A 14431-nucleotide genomic window follows, 5' to 3' on the forward strand; every position below is an offset into this window, starting at 1 on the left:
CGACTGAAAGAAAGTTAAGCACGCCCGGCGGGGGTTTCCGTTAACAAGCCGGGGGGCGCCGTGTAAACTGTCGATTCTCTCACCCACTGACCACAGGATAACGGCCACCGTGTTATTGCGTAATCACCCACGGCAGCATTCGTTTGGCCGCTTGCCGCGCTCGTTGGTCTGTCTGCTGAGCGGCGGAATCTTGGGTTGTGGCGGTTTGGCTGCGGCAGCACAACCGGCGCCATCGGCGGCTGAAATAGACTGGCGGCTGCGCGAGCAATTGCCTGCCAGCGCCCAGGCGCGCCTGCCGTCTTTTTGCGAGGGTGGTTATTTACCGGGCAGGAACACGGTTAAAGGCAGCGATGCGATGGTATCGCAGCAAAGTGGTGCCGGGCAGCCACTGCAAGCCAGCGGCCTGACGGCGCGCTACGAAATCGACAACGAATTGTACTTGCAGGGCGACGTGCGGCTGCGCCAGGGCAGCTTTCAGGTGACCGGCACCGAGGCTCGATACCGCCAGGCAGAGGGCCAGGTGGCCATTACCGGCCCTTTGACAAGCCGCGGTGACGGTTTTTTGCTGACCGGTGATTCCGCTAATTACAACGTCGAAAGCGGTCGCTTGGACATCAACACCGCAACCTTTTTGCTGCACGGGCCGGAGATGCGAGGCCAGGCACAGAGCCTGGCCCGAATCGGCGATAACGAAGTGCTCATCAGCCAGGGGCTGTTGACCACCTGTGGCCCGCAGCAGAATGACTGGGCCCTTGTGGCACAGGAGATCCGTTTGGATCAGGCAAAAGGTTTTGGCACCGCCAAACATTTGCGGCTGGAAGTATTGGATGTGCCGGTGTTTTATTGGCCCTGGGTTAGTTTTCCCATCGATGACCGTCGCAAGAGCGGGTTTCTGTATCCGGGATTTGGTACTTCCAACGCCGGCAGCGGTGGTTTTGTGGCGCTGCCTTATTACCTGAACCTGGCGCCCAACTACGACGCTACCATTACCCCCCAGTTCATTGGTGGCCGCGGTCTGTTTACCGAAGTGGAAGGCCGCTATCTGAGTAACTATGGCGAAACCTCGTTGCAGCTGGGTTATATCGATAACGATAATTTTTTCCGCGATGAAAACCCGGGCGAAAACGGCCAGCGCTGGGCGCTGGATGCCACCACCGAAGCAGCCTTGGGCCGAGGCTGGACGGGATACGGTGATTTTTCAGTGGTCAGCGATGACGACTACCTGAGTGACCTGAATCGCAGTCTGGATATCAACCAGGCGACTCATCTTCAGCGCCGCGGAGGTGTGCGTTATCAGGATGCCAGTCAGTACTTTGACGCGTATCTGAACGATTATCAGACGGTTGCGGAGCGTATCGCCGATGTGAACCTACCTTACGCCCAGTTACCGGAGGTTTTGTATTCGGGCTTGACAGATGCCGGCGCTCTGGAGCTGGGTGTTGAAAGTCAGTACACCTATTTCCAGCGCGACAATGATAACCTGAGCGGCCTTGATCGAGCCAATGGCCAGCGCTTTCGCCTGATACCGGAGCTGGCTCTGCCGATGCGCGCGCTTTGGGGCTATAGCAGACCCTCCGTTAGCGTAGACTATACTCGCTATCAGCTAGAAGATTACACCCTGGGCAGCGGCAACCTTGACCGCACGATTCCCGTGGCTGAGTGGGATAACGGCTTGTATTTTGATCGTCAAAGCAGCCTGTTCAACGTACCGTTTAACCAGACTCTGGAGCCGCGGTTGTATTACGCTTGGGCCGGCGCCGACGCTGACCAGAACCGCATTCCTGATTTTGACACGGATTTGAAGTCGTTCCGCTTTGACCAACTGTTTCAGCGTAATCGCTTTACCGGGGGCGATAGGGTAGGCGATACCAATCAGTTAACGGTGGCACTGACCAGCCGTTTTAATGACCTGCTGTCCGGTGCAGAACGCGCTCGTTTCAGCTTAGGCCAGATCCAGTATTTTGAGGATCGCGACGTCAGTCTGTTTGGGCTTGGCGCAGAAGACCGCAGTCGTTCGCCGATGGCGGCTGAAGTGGTGCTGAGCCCGCTGGACACCCTGGAAATTCGCAGTTCCTTACTGTGGGATCCGGATGCCAACCAAACCGAGGAAGGCCGTAGTCAGTTAACTTTCCATTCTCGCGATTACCGCTATCTGGCCAGCGTTGGTCACACCTACAGCAAGGGCAGTACCGCGGTGGCCCAGTTGGAACAGGCCGATGTGGGCGTGGTGTTCCCGGTCAGCAACAGCCTGAGCCTGATTGGGCGCTGGGTGCACGACACCGATCTGGACCGTACCGTGGGTTCGCTGGCGGGAGTGGAATACAATAATTGCTGCTGGAGCCTGCAGGTGGTACACCAGAATTACTTCACCGATGACCAGGAACTGGACAGCCGTATATTGTTCCAGATTCAGCTTAAAGGCCTGGGGGGCACCGGCGGCGCCTCTACCAGCATTGCCGACGCTATTTATGGTTTTGATGAGCGCGAACGCCGCCGCTTCAACATGCCGTAACACGATTTTGGAGCCCCTAAACGCTATGCCACTGTTTAACAACGAGGTGACTATGAAGGCGACCCTTCGCCACTGTGTAACAACCCTGATGCTGCTGTTGGCATTACTGCCGCTGGCGACCCAGGCCGATCGCCAACTGCTGGACCAAGTGGTTGCGATTGTCGATGACGACGTGATTCTGGCCACCGAGCTGGACGCCCGCATCAACACCATCGTTACCCGGCTGCAAGCCCAGGAAACCACCTTGCCTCCGCGCAGCTTGCTTCAGGAGCGGGTGCTGGAACAGCTGATTACCGAATCGGTGCAGCTGCAGATGGCGGGCAAAATGGGCATGCGCATCAGCGATAACGAACTGAACGAAACCATGGTCAGTATTGCCGGTCGCAATGGTATGAGCCTGGAACAGTTCGAGCAGCAGTTGGCCAGCGAAGGCGTCAGCTACCGTGATGCCCGCGAGCAGATCCGCAATGAACTGCTCACCAGCCGGGTTCAGCAGCGCCAGGTAGGCAGCCGTATTCGGGTAACAGACCGCGAAGTAGCAAACTACCAGCAGGCGCAGGAAGCCGGTGGTGGCAATACCGCCGAGTATCGCCTGGCTTACATTTTTATCGAAACCGAGGACCCCGGCAGCGATGCGTCGGTTCAAGCCGCTCGCAGCAAGGCCGAGACACTGCGCCAGCAGATTGTGGAAGGCCGGGACTTTCGTGCGGTTGCGGTAGCAGAATCGGATGCCAGCAACGCCCTTGAGGGCGGCGACATGGGCTGGCGCGTTGAAAGCCAGTTGCCGTCGCTGGTAGCTCCAGTGGTGCCAGACCTGGTGGTGGGTCAGCCGTCTGAAGTACTACAGAATAGCAGCGGTTTTCACTTGGTGATGGTGATGGAACAGCGCGGTGGCGAACAGCAGAAACTGGTTCAGCAAAACCGGGTAAGGCATATTCTGGTACAGCCGTCTGACGCGATTACCGAAGCCGAAGCCGAGGATAAAGTTCGCGATCTTTTTGAAAAATTGCAAAACGGGGCTGATTTTGCCGAGCTGGCCAAGGCCGAGTCTGACGATACCGTATCGGGTTCTGACGGCGGTAATCTGGGTTGGGTAAACCCCGGGCAGATGGTGCCAGAATTTGAACAAGCCATGCAAAATGCCACCGTGGGACAGATTGAAGGCCCGGTGCGTTCCCAGTTCGGTTGGCATCTGTTGCAGGTGCAAGAGCGTCGGCAGAAAGACATGAGCGACGAATTCCGCGAATCTGAAACTCGCCAGACCCTTTATCAGCGCAAGTTCGAAAATGAACTGCAGAACTGGCTGCGGGAAATTCGTGATGAGGCATTTGTCGAGTTCAAGCCGGGCTATGCCGAAAGCAGTGACACTGAGGCTGCCGCCGACCTAGATGAAAATGCATCATGAGTGAGCGGATTACCCTGGCCCTGACCGCTGGCGAACCCGCCGGCATTGGGCCTGAGTTGTGCTTGCAGCTAGCCACTCAGGAACGGCAGGTAGGCATTGTTGTGGTGGCAAGCCAGCCGTTGCTGGAAGCCCGTGCCCGTTTGCTCGGGTTAAGCGTTCAGCTGCAAGCCTGGCAGCCCGGCATGGCTGCCAGCACCGCCGCCGGCGAATTGTCGGTCATGCACGTTAACGGTTGCAGTAGCAACCAGGCGGGCCAGCTGGACACCGGCAACAGCCAATACGTGCTGGATACCCTGACTTGCGCTGCCGAAGGCTGCCTGAACGGCACTTTTGACGGCATGGTGACCGCGCCGGTGCACAAGGGAGTGATTAACGACGCAGGCATCGCTTTTAGCGGCCACACCGAGTTCCTGCAGGAATTGTGTGGTGTTGAGCGGGTGGTCATGATGTTGGCCACCGAAGAATTGCGGGTGGCGCTGGTAACCACCCACTTGCCCCTTAAAGACGTGTCGGCGGCCATAACCCCCGAACGCCTGAGCCAGGTGGTGCGGATTCTGAACGCCGACTTGAAAACCTTTTTCAATATTGCCCGGCCGCGCATTCTGGTGGCCGGACTGAACCCCCACGCCGGCGAAGGCGGGCACTTGGGGCGTGAAGAAATTGAAGTGATTGAGCCCACACTGGAACGGTTGCGCGCTGAGGGCATAACTCTGACTGGCCCGTTGCCAGCAGACACCTTGTTTACGCCGCACTGGCTTGATGACGCCGACGTCGCACTGGCAATGTTTCACGATCAAGGCTTGCCAGTGTTGAAATTTCAGGGTTTTGGTCGCGCGGTAAACATTACCCTCGGCCTGCCCATTGTGCGCACCTCGGTGGACCATGGCACCGCGCTGGATTTGGCCGGTACCGGCAAAGCCGACGGCGGCAGCCTGTTAACAGCCATTCGCGTGGGTGAACAAATGGCCCGTGGTTTGCGCGCCAATCAGATGAAGAGAGAAATACCGTGAGCAGACAACCCGGCCATCAGGCCCGCAAGCGCTTTGGCCAGAACTTCCTGCACGATCCCGGCGTTATCGAGCGCATTGTGCGCTCTATTGCCCCCAAGCCCGATCAGTCCATTGTAGAAATTGGCCCTGGCCTGGGCGCCATCACCGAAGAAATTCTGGCGGTGAATCCGCGCCTGCAGGTGGTGGAGCTGGATCGCGATTTGATACCCATATTGCGCACTAAGTTCTTTAACTATCCAGAATTTCGCATTCACCAGGCCGACGCGCTGAAGTTCGACTTTAACGAACTGGCGGGCGAGCAGCCGCTGCGGATTATTGGCAATCTGCCCTATAACATTTCAACACCGCTGATCTTTCACTTGCTGGCCCAGAGCGGCGTAGTTAAGGACATGCACTTCATGCTGCAAAAGGAAGTGGTGCAGCGCATGGCGGCGATTCCGGGCGACAACAATTATGGCCGTCTGGGCATCATGACCCAGTATTTCTGCAAAGTGCAGCCACTGTTTGAAGTTGGGCCGGATGCCTTCCGCCCTGCGCCAAAAGTGGATTCGTTCATTGTCCGGCTGGTGCCCTACACCACCTTACCGCACCCGGCTAAAGACCTGGGTACGCTGCAGGCGGTGGTGCGCAGTGCGTTCAACGCCCGCCGTAAAACCCTGCGCAAGGCCCTGGGCGGTTTTGTTACCGCCGCCGAGCTCCAGCAGTTAGGGATCAATGATGGCCTGCGCCCGGAAAATCTTGGTCTGGCAGAGTATGTCGCCATCGCTGACTATCTGGTGACACGTGTACCGGGCGCTGACCTCAAGGCGCCCGGAGCTGGCAATGAGTGACCGCTTATGAGTGAGTATGCCGTTGGCGACATTCAAGGGTGTTACGACGCTTTGCAGCAGGTTTTAGACAAGGTCGGATTCTCGCCGTCGCGGGACCGTCTGTGGGTAGCGGGAGATTTAATCAACCGCGGTCCTCAGTCCCTGAAAACACTGCGCTATATTGCCAACCTGGGCACCAGCGCCGAGGTGGTTCTGGGCAATCACGACCTGCACCTGCTAGCCGTGGCTATGGCCGACCACAAGACAAAGCGTAAAGACACTCTCGACAGCATTCTTACGGCGCCTGATCGCGATCAGCTACTGGATTGGCTGCGCCAGCAAAAACTGTGCGTTTATGATCCCAAGCGCGACCTGTTGATGGCCCACGCCGGGCTTCCTCATATCTGGACGGTGGAGCAGGCCTGCACCCACGCTCGCGAAGTAGAACAGGTGATCCGTGGCCCGCAAGCCGCCGAATACTTTGCCGGCATGTACGGCAATCAGCCCGCAGGCTGGCAGCCTGGCCTGAGCGGTATGGACCGCTGGCGGGTGATCACCAATTACTTTACCCGTATGCGCTTTATCTCCGCCGGGGGTGCTTTGGAGTTAACAGCCAAAGAATCTGTGGACACCGCACCTGAAGGCTTTGCGCCCTGGTTTGACTATGCCCGCGACGACAGTACTCGCGTGGTGTTTGGCCATTGGGCCGCACTGGAGGGCCATACCGGACAAAAACGCTTTATCGGCCTGGATACCGGCTGCGTCTGGGGCGGAGCACTGACCATGATGAACCTGGATAGCGAGGAGATCACCTCTTGTGACTGCTAAGCGTTCTAAATCCGGACTCGCTGGCGAGGCTGGCGGGCAGGCCGTTGCTCGTCCGGCGCTGATGATCTGGGCTTTGGTAACGGGTGCTGTACTGGCATTGTTTGCGGTAATGGCGGGTGCTTTTGGCGCCCACGGCCTGCGCGATGTGGTGGATGCTCGTGGCCTGGAAGTGTTTGAAATGGCTGCGACTTACCAGATGTACCACGCCCTGGGGCTGGTTCTGGTGGCCGTACTGGCCGGCTTTGGCTTGTCGCGCAAGCTGCTGACGGTGGCGGCGGCTTTTATGCTGGCCGGTGTCGTTTTGTTCAGCGGCAGTCTGTATGCGCTGGTGTTGGTTCAAACCAAGGGCCTTGGCCTGATTACGCCCATCGGTGGGCTGTGTTTTATGATCGGCTGGCTGCTGCTTGTGGTAGCAGCACTCACATTTAACGCGGATTCAAAACGGATTGAATAAGGTAATGGCTATGAAATTGACAGTGAACGGCGAGCCAATGGCGTTGTCCGCCGGCGCTACCGTGGGTGCCTTAATAGAGCATCTGGGTTTGGCGGGCAAACGCTTGGCCATTGAACTGAACGAAGACATAGTGCCCCGCAGCCAGCACGCAGACACGGCGCTGACTGAGGGCGATCAGATAGAAGTGGTGCGCGCCATTGGTGGCGGTTGATTGTTAATAACCAGACGCTTCGCGCAAAACATCTCGCACAGGCTGCCACAGCTTGGGCGCGCTGATCAGTATGTCTTTGCCCCATAGGTCCGCGGGTCGATTTTCGGGTACCTCGCCGAAGTGTCCAGCGTGGGCGCCGGCTTCGATGGCAATCAGCCTTGCGGCGGCAAAATCCCAGGGGCTGACATTTTCGTAGTATACGTCCAACCGGCCGCAGGCCACCCAACATATATCCAGAGCCGCAGAGCCAATCCGGCGCAAATCACGGCATTGGTGAATCATTGCATCCAACCGCTTTAACAGCGGTTCCAGCGCGTCTTTTGTATAAGGGAACCCGGTGGCAAACAGTGCTTGGCGCAGTTCGCTGGCGTTGCTGTGGCGGATCGCCTGGCCGTTTAGGGTTGCCCCATCACCGCGGGTAGCGCGGAAGGTTTCACCTTTGCCGTTCTGGCCGGCGAAGGGTGCGTGCACAACGCCTGCCTGTACCTGGCCGCGCTCGGCGTAGGCGATGGAAACGGCTACTTGTGGGTGGCCGTAGGCGTAGTTCACGGTGCCGTCGATCGGGTCAATCACCCACAGCGGCGTATCGATGTGCTCGGCCTGAGTCAGGTCGGGCATGGTTTCTTCCGACAGAATGCGATGTTCCGGAAAGCGTTTGCGGATGGCACCGGTAATGAACTCGTCCGCCATTATATCGGCGTGAGTCACAAGCTCAGTTTGCTGTTTGTAATCGGTACGCAGGGTGTTGTGATCGCGCTCGTGGCGAATCAGCTCTCCGGCTTCAAGAGCCAGGGCTTGGGCGAAATCGGTGATCTCGTATAGGGAAATAGAGTCAGACATGGTGCCTCCTGGCCGTAAAGCGGTTTTCAAAGCCGGTGGGTATCAAGTTCGGTGTGCACAATGTTCCGGCCTAACATAATAATGCGGCCGCTATAACGTTCTTCGCCTGTGGTGGTGAAGTCAAACATAAAGCGCCGCCATACTCGCAGCTGTCCGCCGCTGTCGCGTTTTACCCACACACCGCGCAGGTACACAACGTCATCCAGCAGCATCACATCCATGGTTTTGCAGTAGCGCTTGGCCGCAACCAGCACGCCATCTTTGATGGCCTTGGCCCGCCACCAGTACCAGGTAGCGAAGCCAAGAACAAACAGCCAAAACAGATTGAGCAGCGTCAATGCGAATTAGCTGGCTGGGGCGTGGTTGGGGTGATCGCGATTTTCTCCATTGTCATCCTCATGCTTGTCTTTGCTGGCGGCGTTGTGGTCCCGCGCCAGCAGCACGTAAAACGCTGGCAGTACAAACACAGTGAGCAAAGTACCAATGCCCAGCCCGGCAGTAATCGTGAGTCCGATCGCGAAGCGGCTTTGAGCGCCCGGTCCGGAGGCCAGCAGCAGCGGTACCATCGCGAAGATCAGCGCCAGTGACGTCATAATAATAGGCCGTAAACGAATAGATGCGGCTTGCACCACGGCATCCAGTCTATTCAGGCCTTTATCTTTTTGCAGCTGGTTGGCGAATTCCACAATCAATATGCCGTTCTTCGACACCACGCCTATCAGGGTAATCAGACCTACCTGGGTGTAGATGTTCATGGTAGCAAAGCCCAGCACAATAAACGCCATGGCTCCGGCTACCGACATGGGCACTGAGATCAAAATGATCAATGGGTCGCGCCAGCTTTCAAACTGCGCCGCCAGCACCAGATAAATCACCAAGAGCGACAGTAAGAAGGTCACCATCAAAGCGTTGCCCTGTTTTGCTTGCTGACGGGTTTCGCCCTTGTAGTCAAAACCAAAGCCTTGGGGGAATATGTCCGCCGACGTCTGCTCCATGAAGTCCATGGCGGTGCCAGAGGCCACACCAGGTGAAACCACGCCCTCAAGGGTCAGCGAATTTTGTTGGTTGAACTGGGTACGGTTCGATGGTTCTACATCGCTGCTGAAAGACACCACGCTGGACAAAGGCACCAGAGCGCCGTTGTCGGCACGAATGTAGTAATCCTTCAGAGCCTGTTCGTCTGTGCGGAAGTTTCGATCCACTTGGGGAATAACCTGATAGGAGCGGCCTTCCATATTGAACCGGTTAACGTAACCGCCGCCGAGCATACTGCTCAGCTGCTGGCCAACGTCTCTCATCGACAGGCCCAGGTCTGCTACCCGATCACGATCCACATCGATGCGGGTAACCGGCTTGTCAAAGCTGATGGACGTGCGCAGGAACAGGAAGTTGCCACTTTGCATGGCCGCGCCTACCAGTTCGTCGGCAACGCTGCTCAATTGCTCGTAACTGCCACCGGTGGTCACTACAAACTGGAACGGCAGACCGCCGCCAGAACCGGGTAGGGCGGGTGGCGCGAACACCGCCGTTTGCAGACCGGTCACTTTGCTCAGTTCGGCGGTCATTTTAGGCTGCACTTCAAACTGGGTTATGTCGCGCTCTGCCGAGGGCTTCATTTTTAGTCCGCCAAACACCGCGTTTGGCGCAGTGAAACCCAGAACCATAAAGTCTTCGTAGTAGCCGTCGACGGTCGATAACCGATCTTGAACTTCTTTCCCGTTTTCGAGCAAATAGTCGAGGGTGGAGGTTTGGGGGCCCAGACCCTGGTAGAACAAAATGCCCTGATCTTCGGTCGGCGCCAGTTCATTCTGGCTCATGGTGACCATGAAGTAGATTGAGCACAATATCGCCAAGGCAAAAAACACCACCACCGACTTGGTTTTCATCAGCGACACAAGGGCCGTGGAATAACCATTGGCAATGCCCTGGAAGGTGCGCTCTACCAAGTGTTCGAATTTGCCGGGATCGCCGTGGGGTTTAAGAACTTTTCCTGACAGCATGGGCGACAGGGTCAAGGCTACAATCCCGGAAATCACCACGGTGCCAGCCAGAGTAAAGGCGAACTCGGTGAACAGTGAGCCTACAAGGCCCCCCATAAAGCCGATGGGCGCATACACTGCTACCAGGGTTGTTGTCATCGCGATAATGGGAACGGCCATTTCCCGGGCGCCATGGATCGCCGCATCGTATCGTGATTCGCCGTTTTCAATGTGCCGGTGAATGTTTTCCACCATGATGATGGCGTCATCCACCACCAGGCCGATTGCGAGCACCATTGAAAGAAGGGTCAGCAGGTTCAGCGAGAAGCCAAACAGCAGCATTATAAACACACCGCCTACCAACGATAGTGGAACCGCAATAGCGGGAACTATAGAGGCGCGCACAGAACCCAGGCATAAAAACACGACGATCAAGACAATCACCATCGCTTCGGCCAGGGTTTTGATCACTTCGCTGATGGAGTCCTCTATAAACTGTGAGCCGTCGTAAGCCAGCTGAACCTCAAGGCCTGCGGGCACCTGACTGCGAATACCCGGCAGTTCATCTTTCACCAGTTTGGCCACGGTTAGCGGGTTAGCGCCGGGGGCTAGCTCAATAGCGGTGAAGGTGGCCGGGATGCCTTTGTACATGGCGAGCTGGTCGTAAGATTGTGCGCCCAGTTCAACTCGCGCAATGTCCTGCAAGCGGATCTGGGTGCCGTCTTTCTGTTTTACCACGAGTTGTTTGAAGTCTTCAGGGTCGGCAATGTCGGTGTTGCTGGTCAGCGCTACCTCGGTAAACTCACCTCTGGTGGTGCCAACTGCGGCCTGATAGTTATTCGCACGCAACTGATCGACAACCTCTACCGGGGTCATGTTCACCGCAGCCAGGCGTTCCGGGTCCAGCCACACCCGCACAGCAAACGTGCGCCCGAGCAACTGAGCCTTACCGACGCCGCTAATCGCTTGCAACTGGGGCTGCACAACCCGGGTCAGGTAGTCGGTAATTTGCGGTACGCTTAATGCACCTTCACTGTAAAACGCGATGTACATCAGTGCAGTGGAGTCGCCGGTGCTGGAGCTGATGACCGGGTCTTGGGCTTCGGCCGGCAAAACGTTACGTTGGCTTGCCACTTTCGACTGAATCTCGGCAAGGGCCGCATTGGCGTCGTAGTTTAGATTCATGTGGGCTGCTATGGTTGAAGAGCCCTGGGCACTGGTCGAAATCAGATAGTCGATACCGCTTGATTCAGCGATGGCCTGTTGAAGTGGCGTAGTGATAAAGCCTTGAATCAGGTCTGAGCTGGCGCCTGGATAAGCGGTAGAGACGGTGACGGTGGTGGTTTCCAGCTGCGGGTACTGGCGTATTTCCAGGTCCATGGCCGCGCGAACACCCAGCAGCATAATTAGCAGGCTTATGACGATTGCCAGCACCGGGCGCTGGATAAATATATCAGTGAAACGCATTATTCAGACGCCTCCTGTTGACCCTGGCTTGCATTCTCTTCAGCGTTGTCACTGGCTTCCTGAATCTTCACGGGCTGGCCCGAGCGCAATCGCAGCAGGCCCTTGGAGACGACTGTTTCGCCCGCTTCCAGGCCCTCAAGAATCGCAACCCTGTTTTCACGGGCATTGCCCGAGCGAACACTGCGACGTGTGACCACTTTTTGGCCTTGATCATTGTTTTCTACTACAAAGGCGAAATCGCCGTAAGTGTTGTAGGAAATTGCGGTGCGCGGCACGGTCACTACGGTTATATCGTCAGGCTGACGAGTACTCACCGTGGCAAACATGCCCGGGCGCAGCCGCTGGTCGCGGTTGGCAAGGGTAGCGCGAATGCGCACGCCGCGGGTGTCGGCGTTCACCGACGTATTGATGGCGCTGACGGTGCCTTTGAATTCAGTATTTGGTGCCGCAGCAACGGTGGCCGCCACAGCATAGCCCACGGCTACGTCGGGTAGATTCTTTTCCGATAGGGTGTAATCAACGTAAATAGGGTCCAGCATGTTGATTTCAACAATCGGCGTGCCGGTGGCAATGTACTGCCCCTGATCCACCAGACGGATACCCAATGTGCCGTCAAAAGGTGCGCGAATTACTTTTTTACTGAGCTGGGCTTCGGCTTCGTTCACACGGGCGTTGGCGGCATCGTAGTTAGCCTTGGCTTGATCATACTGTGACTGCGATACCGCGCGTCTCGGCAACAGATCGGCAATGCGCTGGAACTCCTGGCGGGCGAGCTGGGCCTCGGCGCCGCGGGTGCGCAGGGCCGCTTCTTCAATGGCGGCGTCCAGACGAATCAGCACGTCACCCGTGCTGACAAGGTCGCCGGATTCAAAATTGATCTGCTGAATAACGCCTGGCACTTCATTGGCTACATCAATGCCATTCACCGCCACGATGCTGCCCACGGCCTTCACGGCCGGTGTCCACTGCTCGGTCTGCGATTGCACCACCGAGATTTCCGCTGGCGGCGGCGGTTGTGACATTTGCTCCTGCATCTGGCCAGTTTGCCAGAATGTGTATCCGAAAATACCGCCAAGAACGACGCCGAGAAGAACGATAACAATAACGAAGCGAAAAGCAGTACGCATGATGACAGACCTTGATAATTCAGATTACGCCCCGTATTAGCACAGGAATGGCAGGGGGAATTAGGTTAAGCCGCAAAGCATAGCATCCTATAAAAGTGGCTGAAACGTTCATCTGCTTTTATAGATAGACTCGGACACGGGTGTTGCTCGACGGCATCACTGAAACTCCGTTGAAAATGTGTCCTATCTGGCTTTGTACAGGTATTCGGTGACAGAATTACGGCCGAAGTTACTATGGGGATCAACGCATGCACTGGATTTTGGGAATTGCTCTGGCTGCCGGGCTGTTTGTAGTGTTGCGGCAATGGGGGACCTTGTCGCCGGAAAAGAAAAAAGCGGCCACCTGGAAGGCCATTCTTATCGGCGGTGGCGGGCTGTTGCTGCTGATGGTGCTGACGGGCCGCATTCACGTTTTGACGGCCGCTGTTGCCGCTTTGCTGCCGTTGCTGAGAAAGCTGCCGGCGCTGTTGAAATATCTGCCCTTTATTCAGCGCACTCTTAATGGTCAAGCTAATAATGGTCAAGCGGGCAATGGCCAGGGCAGCAGTAATAAGGGTAGCACCGACGGTGAGGAGCGCCAGCGGGCTGGCGCTGATGTGGCCGGGCAGGTCAGCGAGCGTGAAGCCTGCGAAATTCTTGGCGTTACGCCCGGGTGCAACCGCGATGACATCGTGATGGCCCATCGCCGGCTGATGCAAAAAATCCACCCCGACCGCGGCGGCAACGACTACCTGGCTGCGAAGGTTAACGAGGCAAAACGTGTGCTGCTGCGTGGGGCCAAAACATGAGCATCAGGGTAAAATATCCACCCGCACGCGAATCTCACTGCTTCGATTTTCACTGCTATTAACCTGGTACACAATGCCGGAATTTTCGCGGCTTTCGCTGCGGTCAACGCCACCCAGCGATACCCACTGCCCAGGTTGAACCTGGCGGATGGTCATGAGCGCTTCGGTGTCATAACCCGGCAGGGCCGGGGCGTCCTGCTCAAACGACATAATACTGAGTTCTATATTCTGCGGTGAAATCATCCGCGGAGTAACCACAAAACCGCTGCGGGTTTCGACCAGCTGCAACAACACGGCTGGATTTCGTCCGCCACGGGCCGCAAACGGTAAGCTGCGAATTTGGCCGGCACTGATCTGAGCCGATTGCCCATCTTGCACAACCAGTGAGCGCTCGCGATTGCCGGATGATCTGGTCGTTTTGCTTTGGGCACTGATCGTGACTGTATTGCTATTAATGATGTTGCGACTACTTGACGTGTTATTTTGAGTCAGGTTGACGCCGCCACCGCTGCGTTTGCCGCCGATATCTTCCCGAGACTGCACGCTGATCCGTAGCTGCGCCGTAGCAACGTCCAGTTGCTGAATAATTTGATCGATTTCGTCCAGCAGACGGGTTTCGCCGCGGGCTACAATTTTCTGCCCAACAACGGTGACATTCACTTCTTCGTAAAGATCGCGAATTTGCGCGGCCACATCAGCAGCCGGGCGTTGGTTCAGGTTGTAAGCCCGGCTTTGGCTTGCCGCAAAGGCATTGGTTGAAACCAAAAACAGGAGGAACGTAATAAACAGCACCATTACGTTTGACGCTGTGAGGCGGGAAATACTGGGACAATTCATCGGGTACTCCGCGATTTGGGCTGACGCCTGCCATTGACAGCGCCAGATAAAAACTTTGCATAAGTGGTTGCCAAGTTGAAAACAGGCCGGTTATAGTAAAAAGCATGAAGACTCAGCCAGCAATTTGCCAATTAAATGTTCAGCAAGCTTTCGGTAGTGAACCG

The 14431-nt window shown here is 56.6% G+C and carries 13 protein-coding genes; 8 read left to right on the forward strand and 5 right to left on the reverse strand.

Annotated elements, in window-relative coordinates:
- The first annotated feature begins 109 nt into the window (after nt 1–109).
- Genes ATG98_RS09755 through thiS form a run of 7 tightly spaced genes read left to right on the forward strand, consistent with a single transcriptional unit; the run spans nt 110 to nt 7229 of the window.
- Entirely contained in the window at nt 110–2512 is a 2403-nt protein-coding gene (locus ATG98_RS09755) for an LPS-assembly protein LptD (RefSeq protein ID WP_098422804.1), read from the forward strand.
- Nucleotides 2513–2564: 52 nt separating this feature from the next.
- Nucleotides 2565–3917 (forward strand): peptidylprolyl isomerase, encoded by a 1353-nt coding sequence (locus ATG98_RS09760; protein ID WP_098421801.1) that lies wholly within the window; start codon nt 2565–2567, stop codon nt 3915–3917.
- Nucleotides 3914–4927: a 4-hydroxythreonine-4-phosphate dehydrogenase PdxA gene (gene pdxA, locus ATG98_RS09765; RefSeq protein ID WP_098422806.1), complete on the forward strand. Its 1014-nt coding sequence runs from the start codon at nt 3914–3916 to the stop codon at nt 4925–4927. Before ATG98_RS09760 ends, pdxA begins: the two co-directional genes overlap by 4 nt.
- On the forward strand, nt 4924–5757 hold the full coding sequence (gene rsmA / locus ATG98_RS09770) for a 16S rRNA (adenine(1518)-N(6)/adenine(1519)-N(6))-dimethyltransferase RsmA (protein WP_098420874.1): 834 nt from the start codon (nt 4924–4926) through the stop codon (nt 5755–5757). The genes pdxA and rsmA overlap by 4 nt, the downstream gene beginning before the upstream one ends.
- Nucleotides 5758–5763: 6 nt before the next feature.
- The gene (locus ATG98_RS09775) at nt 5764–6564 is read left to right on the forward strand and encodes a symmetrical bis(5'-nucleosyl)-tetraphosphatase (RefSeq protein WP_098420875.1); all 801 of its coding nucleotides are present in this window, start codon (nt 5764–5766) and stop codon (nt 6562–6564) included.
- Complete coding sequence (locus ATG98_RS09780; RefSeq protein WP_098420876.1) at nt 6554–7018, forward strand: DUF423 domain-containing protein; 465 nt, start codon at nt 6554–6556, stop codon at nt 7016–7018. Before ATG98_RS09775 ends, ATG98_RS09780 begins: the two co-directional genes overlap by 11 nt.
- Before the next feature lie 10 nt (nt 7019–7028).
- Nucleotides 7029–7229 (forward strand): sulfur carrier protein ThiS, encoded by a 201-nt coding sequence (gene thiS / locus ATG98_RS09785; RefSeq protein ID WP_098422807.1) that lies wholly within the window; start codon nt 7029–7031, stop codon nt 7227–7229.
- 3 nt (nt 7230–7232) lie between these two features.
- Here thiS and ATG98_RS09790 read toward each other — a convergent pair whose 3' ends face one another.
- From ATG98_RS09790 to ATG98_RS09805, 4 genes are read right to left on the reverse strand one after another with little or no spacing between them, the layout of a single operon-like run.
- Complete coding sequence (locus tag ATG98_RS09790; protein ID WP_098422809.1) at nt 7233–8069, reverse strand: inositol monophosphatase family protein; 837 nt, start codon at nt 8067–8069, stop codon at nt 7233–7235.
- Between the two features lie 26 nt (nt 8070–8095).
- The gene (locus ATG98_RS09795; RefSeq protein ID WP_098420879.1) at nt 8096–8407 is read right to left on the reverse strand and encodes a DUF3301 domain-containing protein; all 312 of its coding nucleotides are present in this window, start codon (nt 8405–8407) and stop codon (nt 8096–8098) included.
- A gap of 6 nt (nt 8408–8413) precedes the next feature.
- Nucleotides 8414–11515, reverse strand: a complete 3102-nt coding sequence (locus ATG98_RS09800) for an efflux RND transporter permease subunit (protein ID WP_098422810.1) — start codon at nt 11513–11515, stop codon at nt 8414–8416.
- On the reverse strand, nt 11515–12642 hold the full coding sequence (locus tag ATG98_RS09805) for an efflux RND transporter periplasmic adaptor subunit (protein WP_098422811.1): 1128 nt from the start codon (nt 12640–12642) through the stop codon (nt 11515–11517). The genes ATG98_RS09800 and ATG98_RS09805 overlap by 1 nt, the downstream gene beginning before the upstream one ends.
- A 248-nt stretch (nt 12643–12890) precedes the next feature.
- Here ATG98_RS09805 and ATG98_RS09810 point away from each other — a divergent pair, with 248 nt between their 5' ends.
- Nucleotides 12891–13430, forward strand: a complete 540-nt coding sequence (locus ATG98_RS09810) for a molecular chaperone DnaJ (protein WP_098420882.1) — start codon at nt 12891–12893, stop codon at nt 13428–13430.
- 3 nt (nt 13431–13433) lie between these two features.
- Here the strand turns inward: ATG98_RS09810 and ATG98_RS09815 are convergent, their stop codons facing one another.
- Complete coding sequence (locus tag ATG98_RS09815; RefSeq protein ID WP_179888099.1) at nt 13434–14267, reverse strand: secretin; 834 nt, start codon at nt 14265–14267, stop codon at nt 13434–13436.
- Nucleotides 14268–14431: the final 164 nt, after the last annotated feature.

This window comes from Marinobacter sp. LV10R520-4, from assembly GCF_002563815.1.
GTDB lineage: Bacteria > Pseudomonadota > Gammaproteobacteria > Pseudomonadales > Oleiphilaceae > Marinobacter.

Bases quoted from the DNA above. Each gene is read 5' to 3' on its own strand.
- ATG98_RS09760 (WP_098421801.1), top strand. From the start codon at position 2,565: ATGAAGGCGACCCTTCGCCACTGTGTAACAACCCTGATGCTGCTGTTG.
- pdxA (WP_098422806.1), top strand. From the start codon at position 3,914: ATGAGTGAGCGGATTACCCTGGCCCTGACCGCTGGCGAACCCGCCGGC.
- ATG98_RS09775 (WP_098420875.1), top strand. From the start codon at position 5,764: ATGAGTGAGTATGCCGTTGGCGACATTCAAGGGTGTTACGACGCTTTG.
- thiS (WP_098422807.1), top strand. From the start codon at position 7,029: ATGAAATTGACAGTGAACGGCGAGCCAATGGCGTTGTCCGCCGGCGCT.
- ATG98_RS09790 (WP_098422809.1), bottom strand. From the start codon at position 8,069: ATGTCTGACTCTATTTCCCTATACGAGATCACCGATTTCGCCCAAGCC.
- ATG98_RS09800 (WP_098422810.1), bottom strand. From the start codon at position 11,515: ATGCGTTTCACTGATATATTTATCCAGCGCCCGGTGCTGGCAATCGTC.
- ATG98_RS09805 (WP_098422811.1), bottom strand. From the start codon at position 12,642: ATGCGTACTGCTTTTCGCTTCGTTATTGTTATCGTTCTTCTCGGCGTC.
- ATG98_RS09810 (WP_098420882.1), top strand. From the start codon at position 12,891: ATGCACTGGATTTTGGGAATTGCTCTGGCTGCCGGGCTGTTTGTAGTG.
- ATG98_RS09815 (WP_179888099.1), bottom strand. From the start codon at position 14,267: ATGAATTGTCCCAGTATTTCCCGCCTCACAGCGTCAAACGTAATGGTG.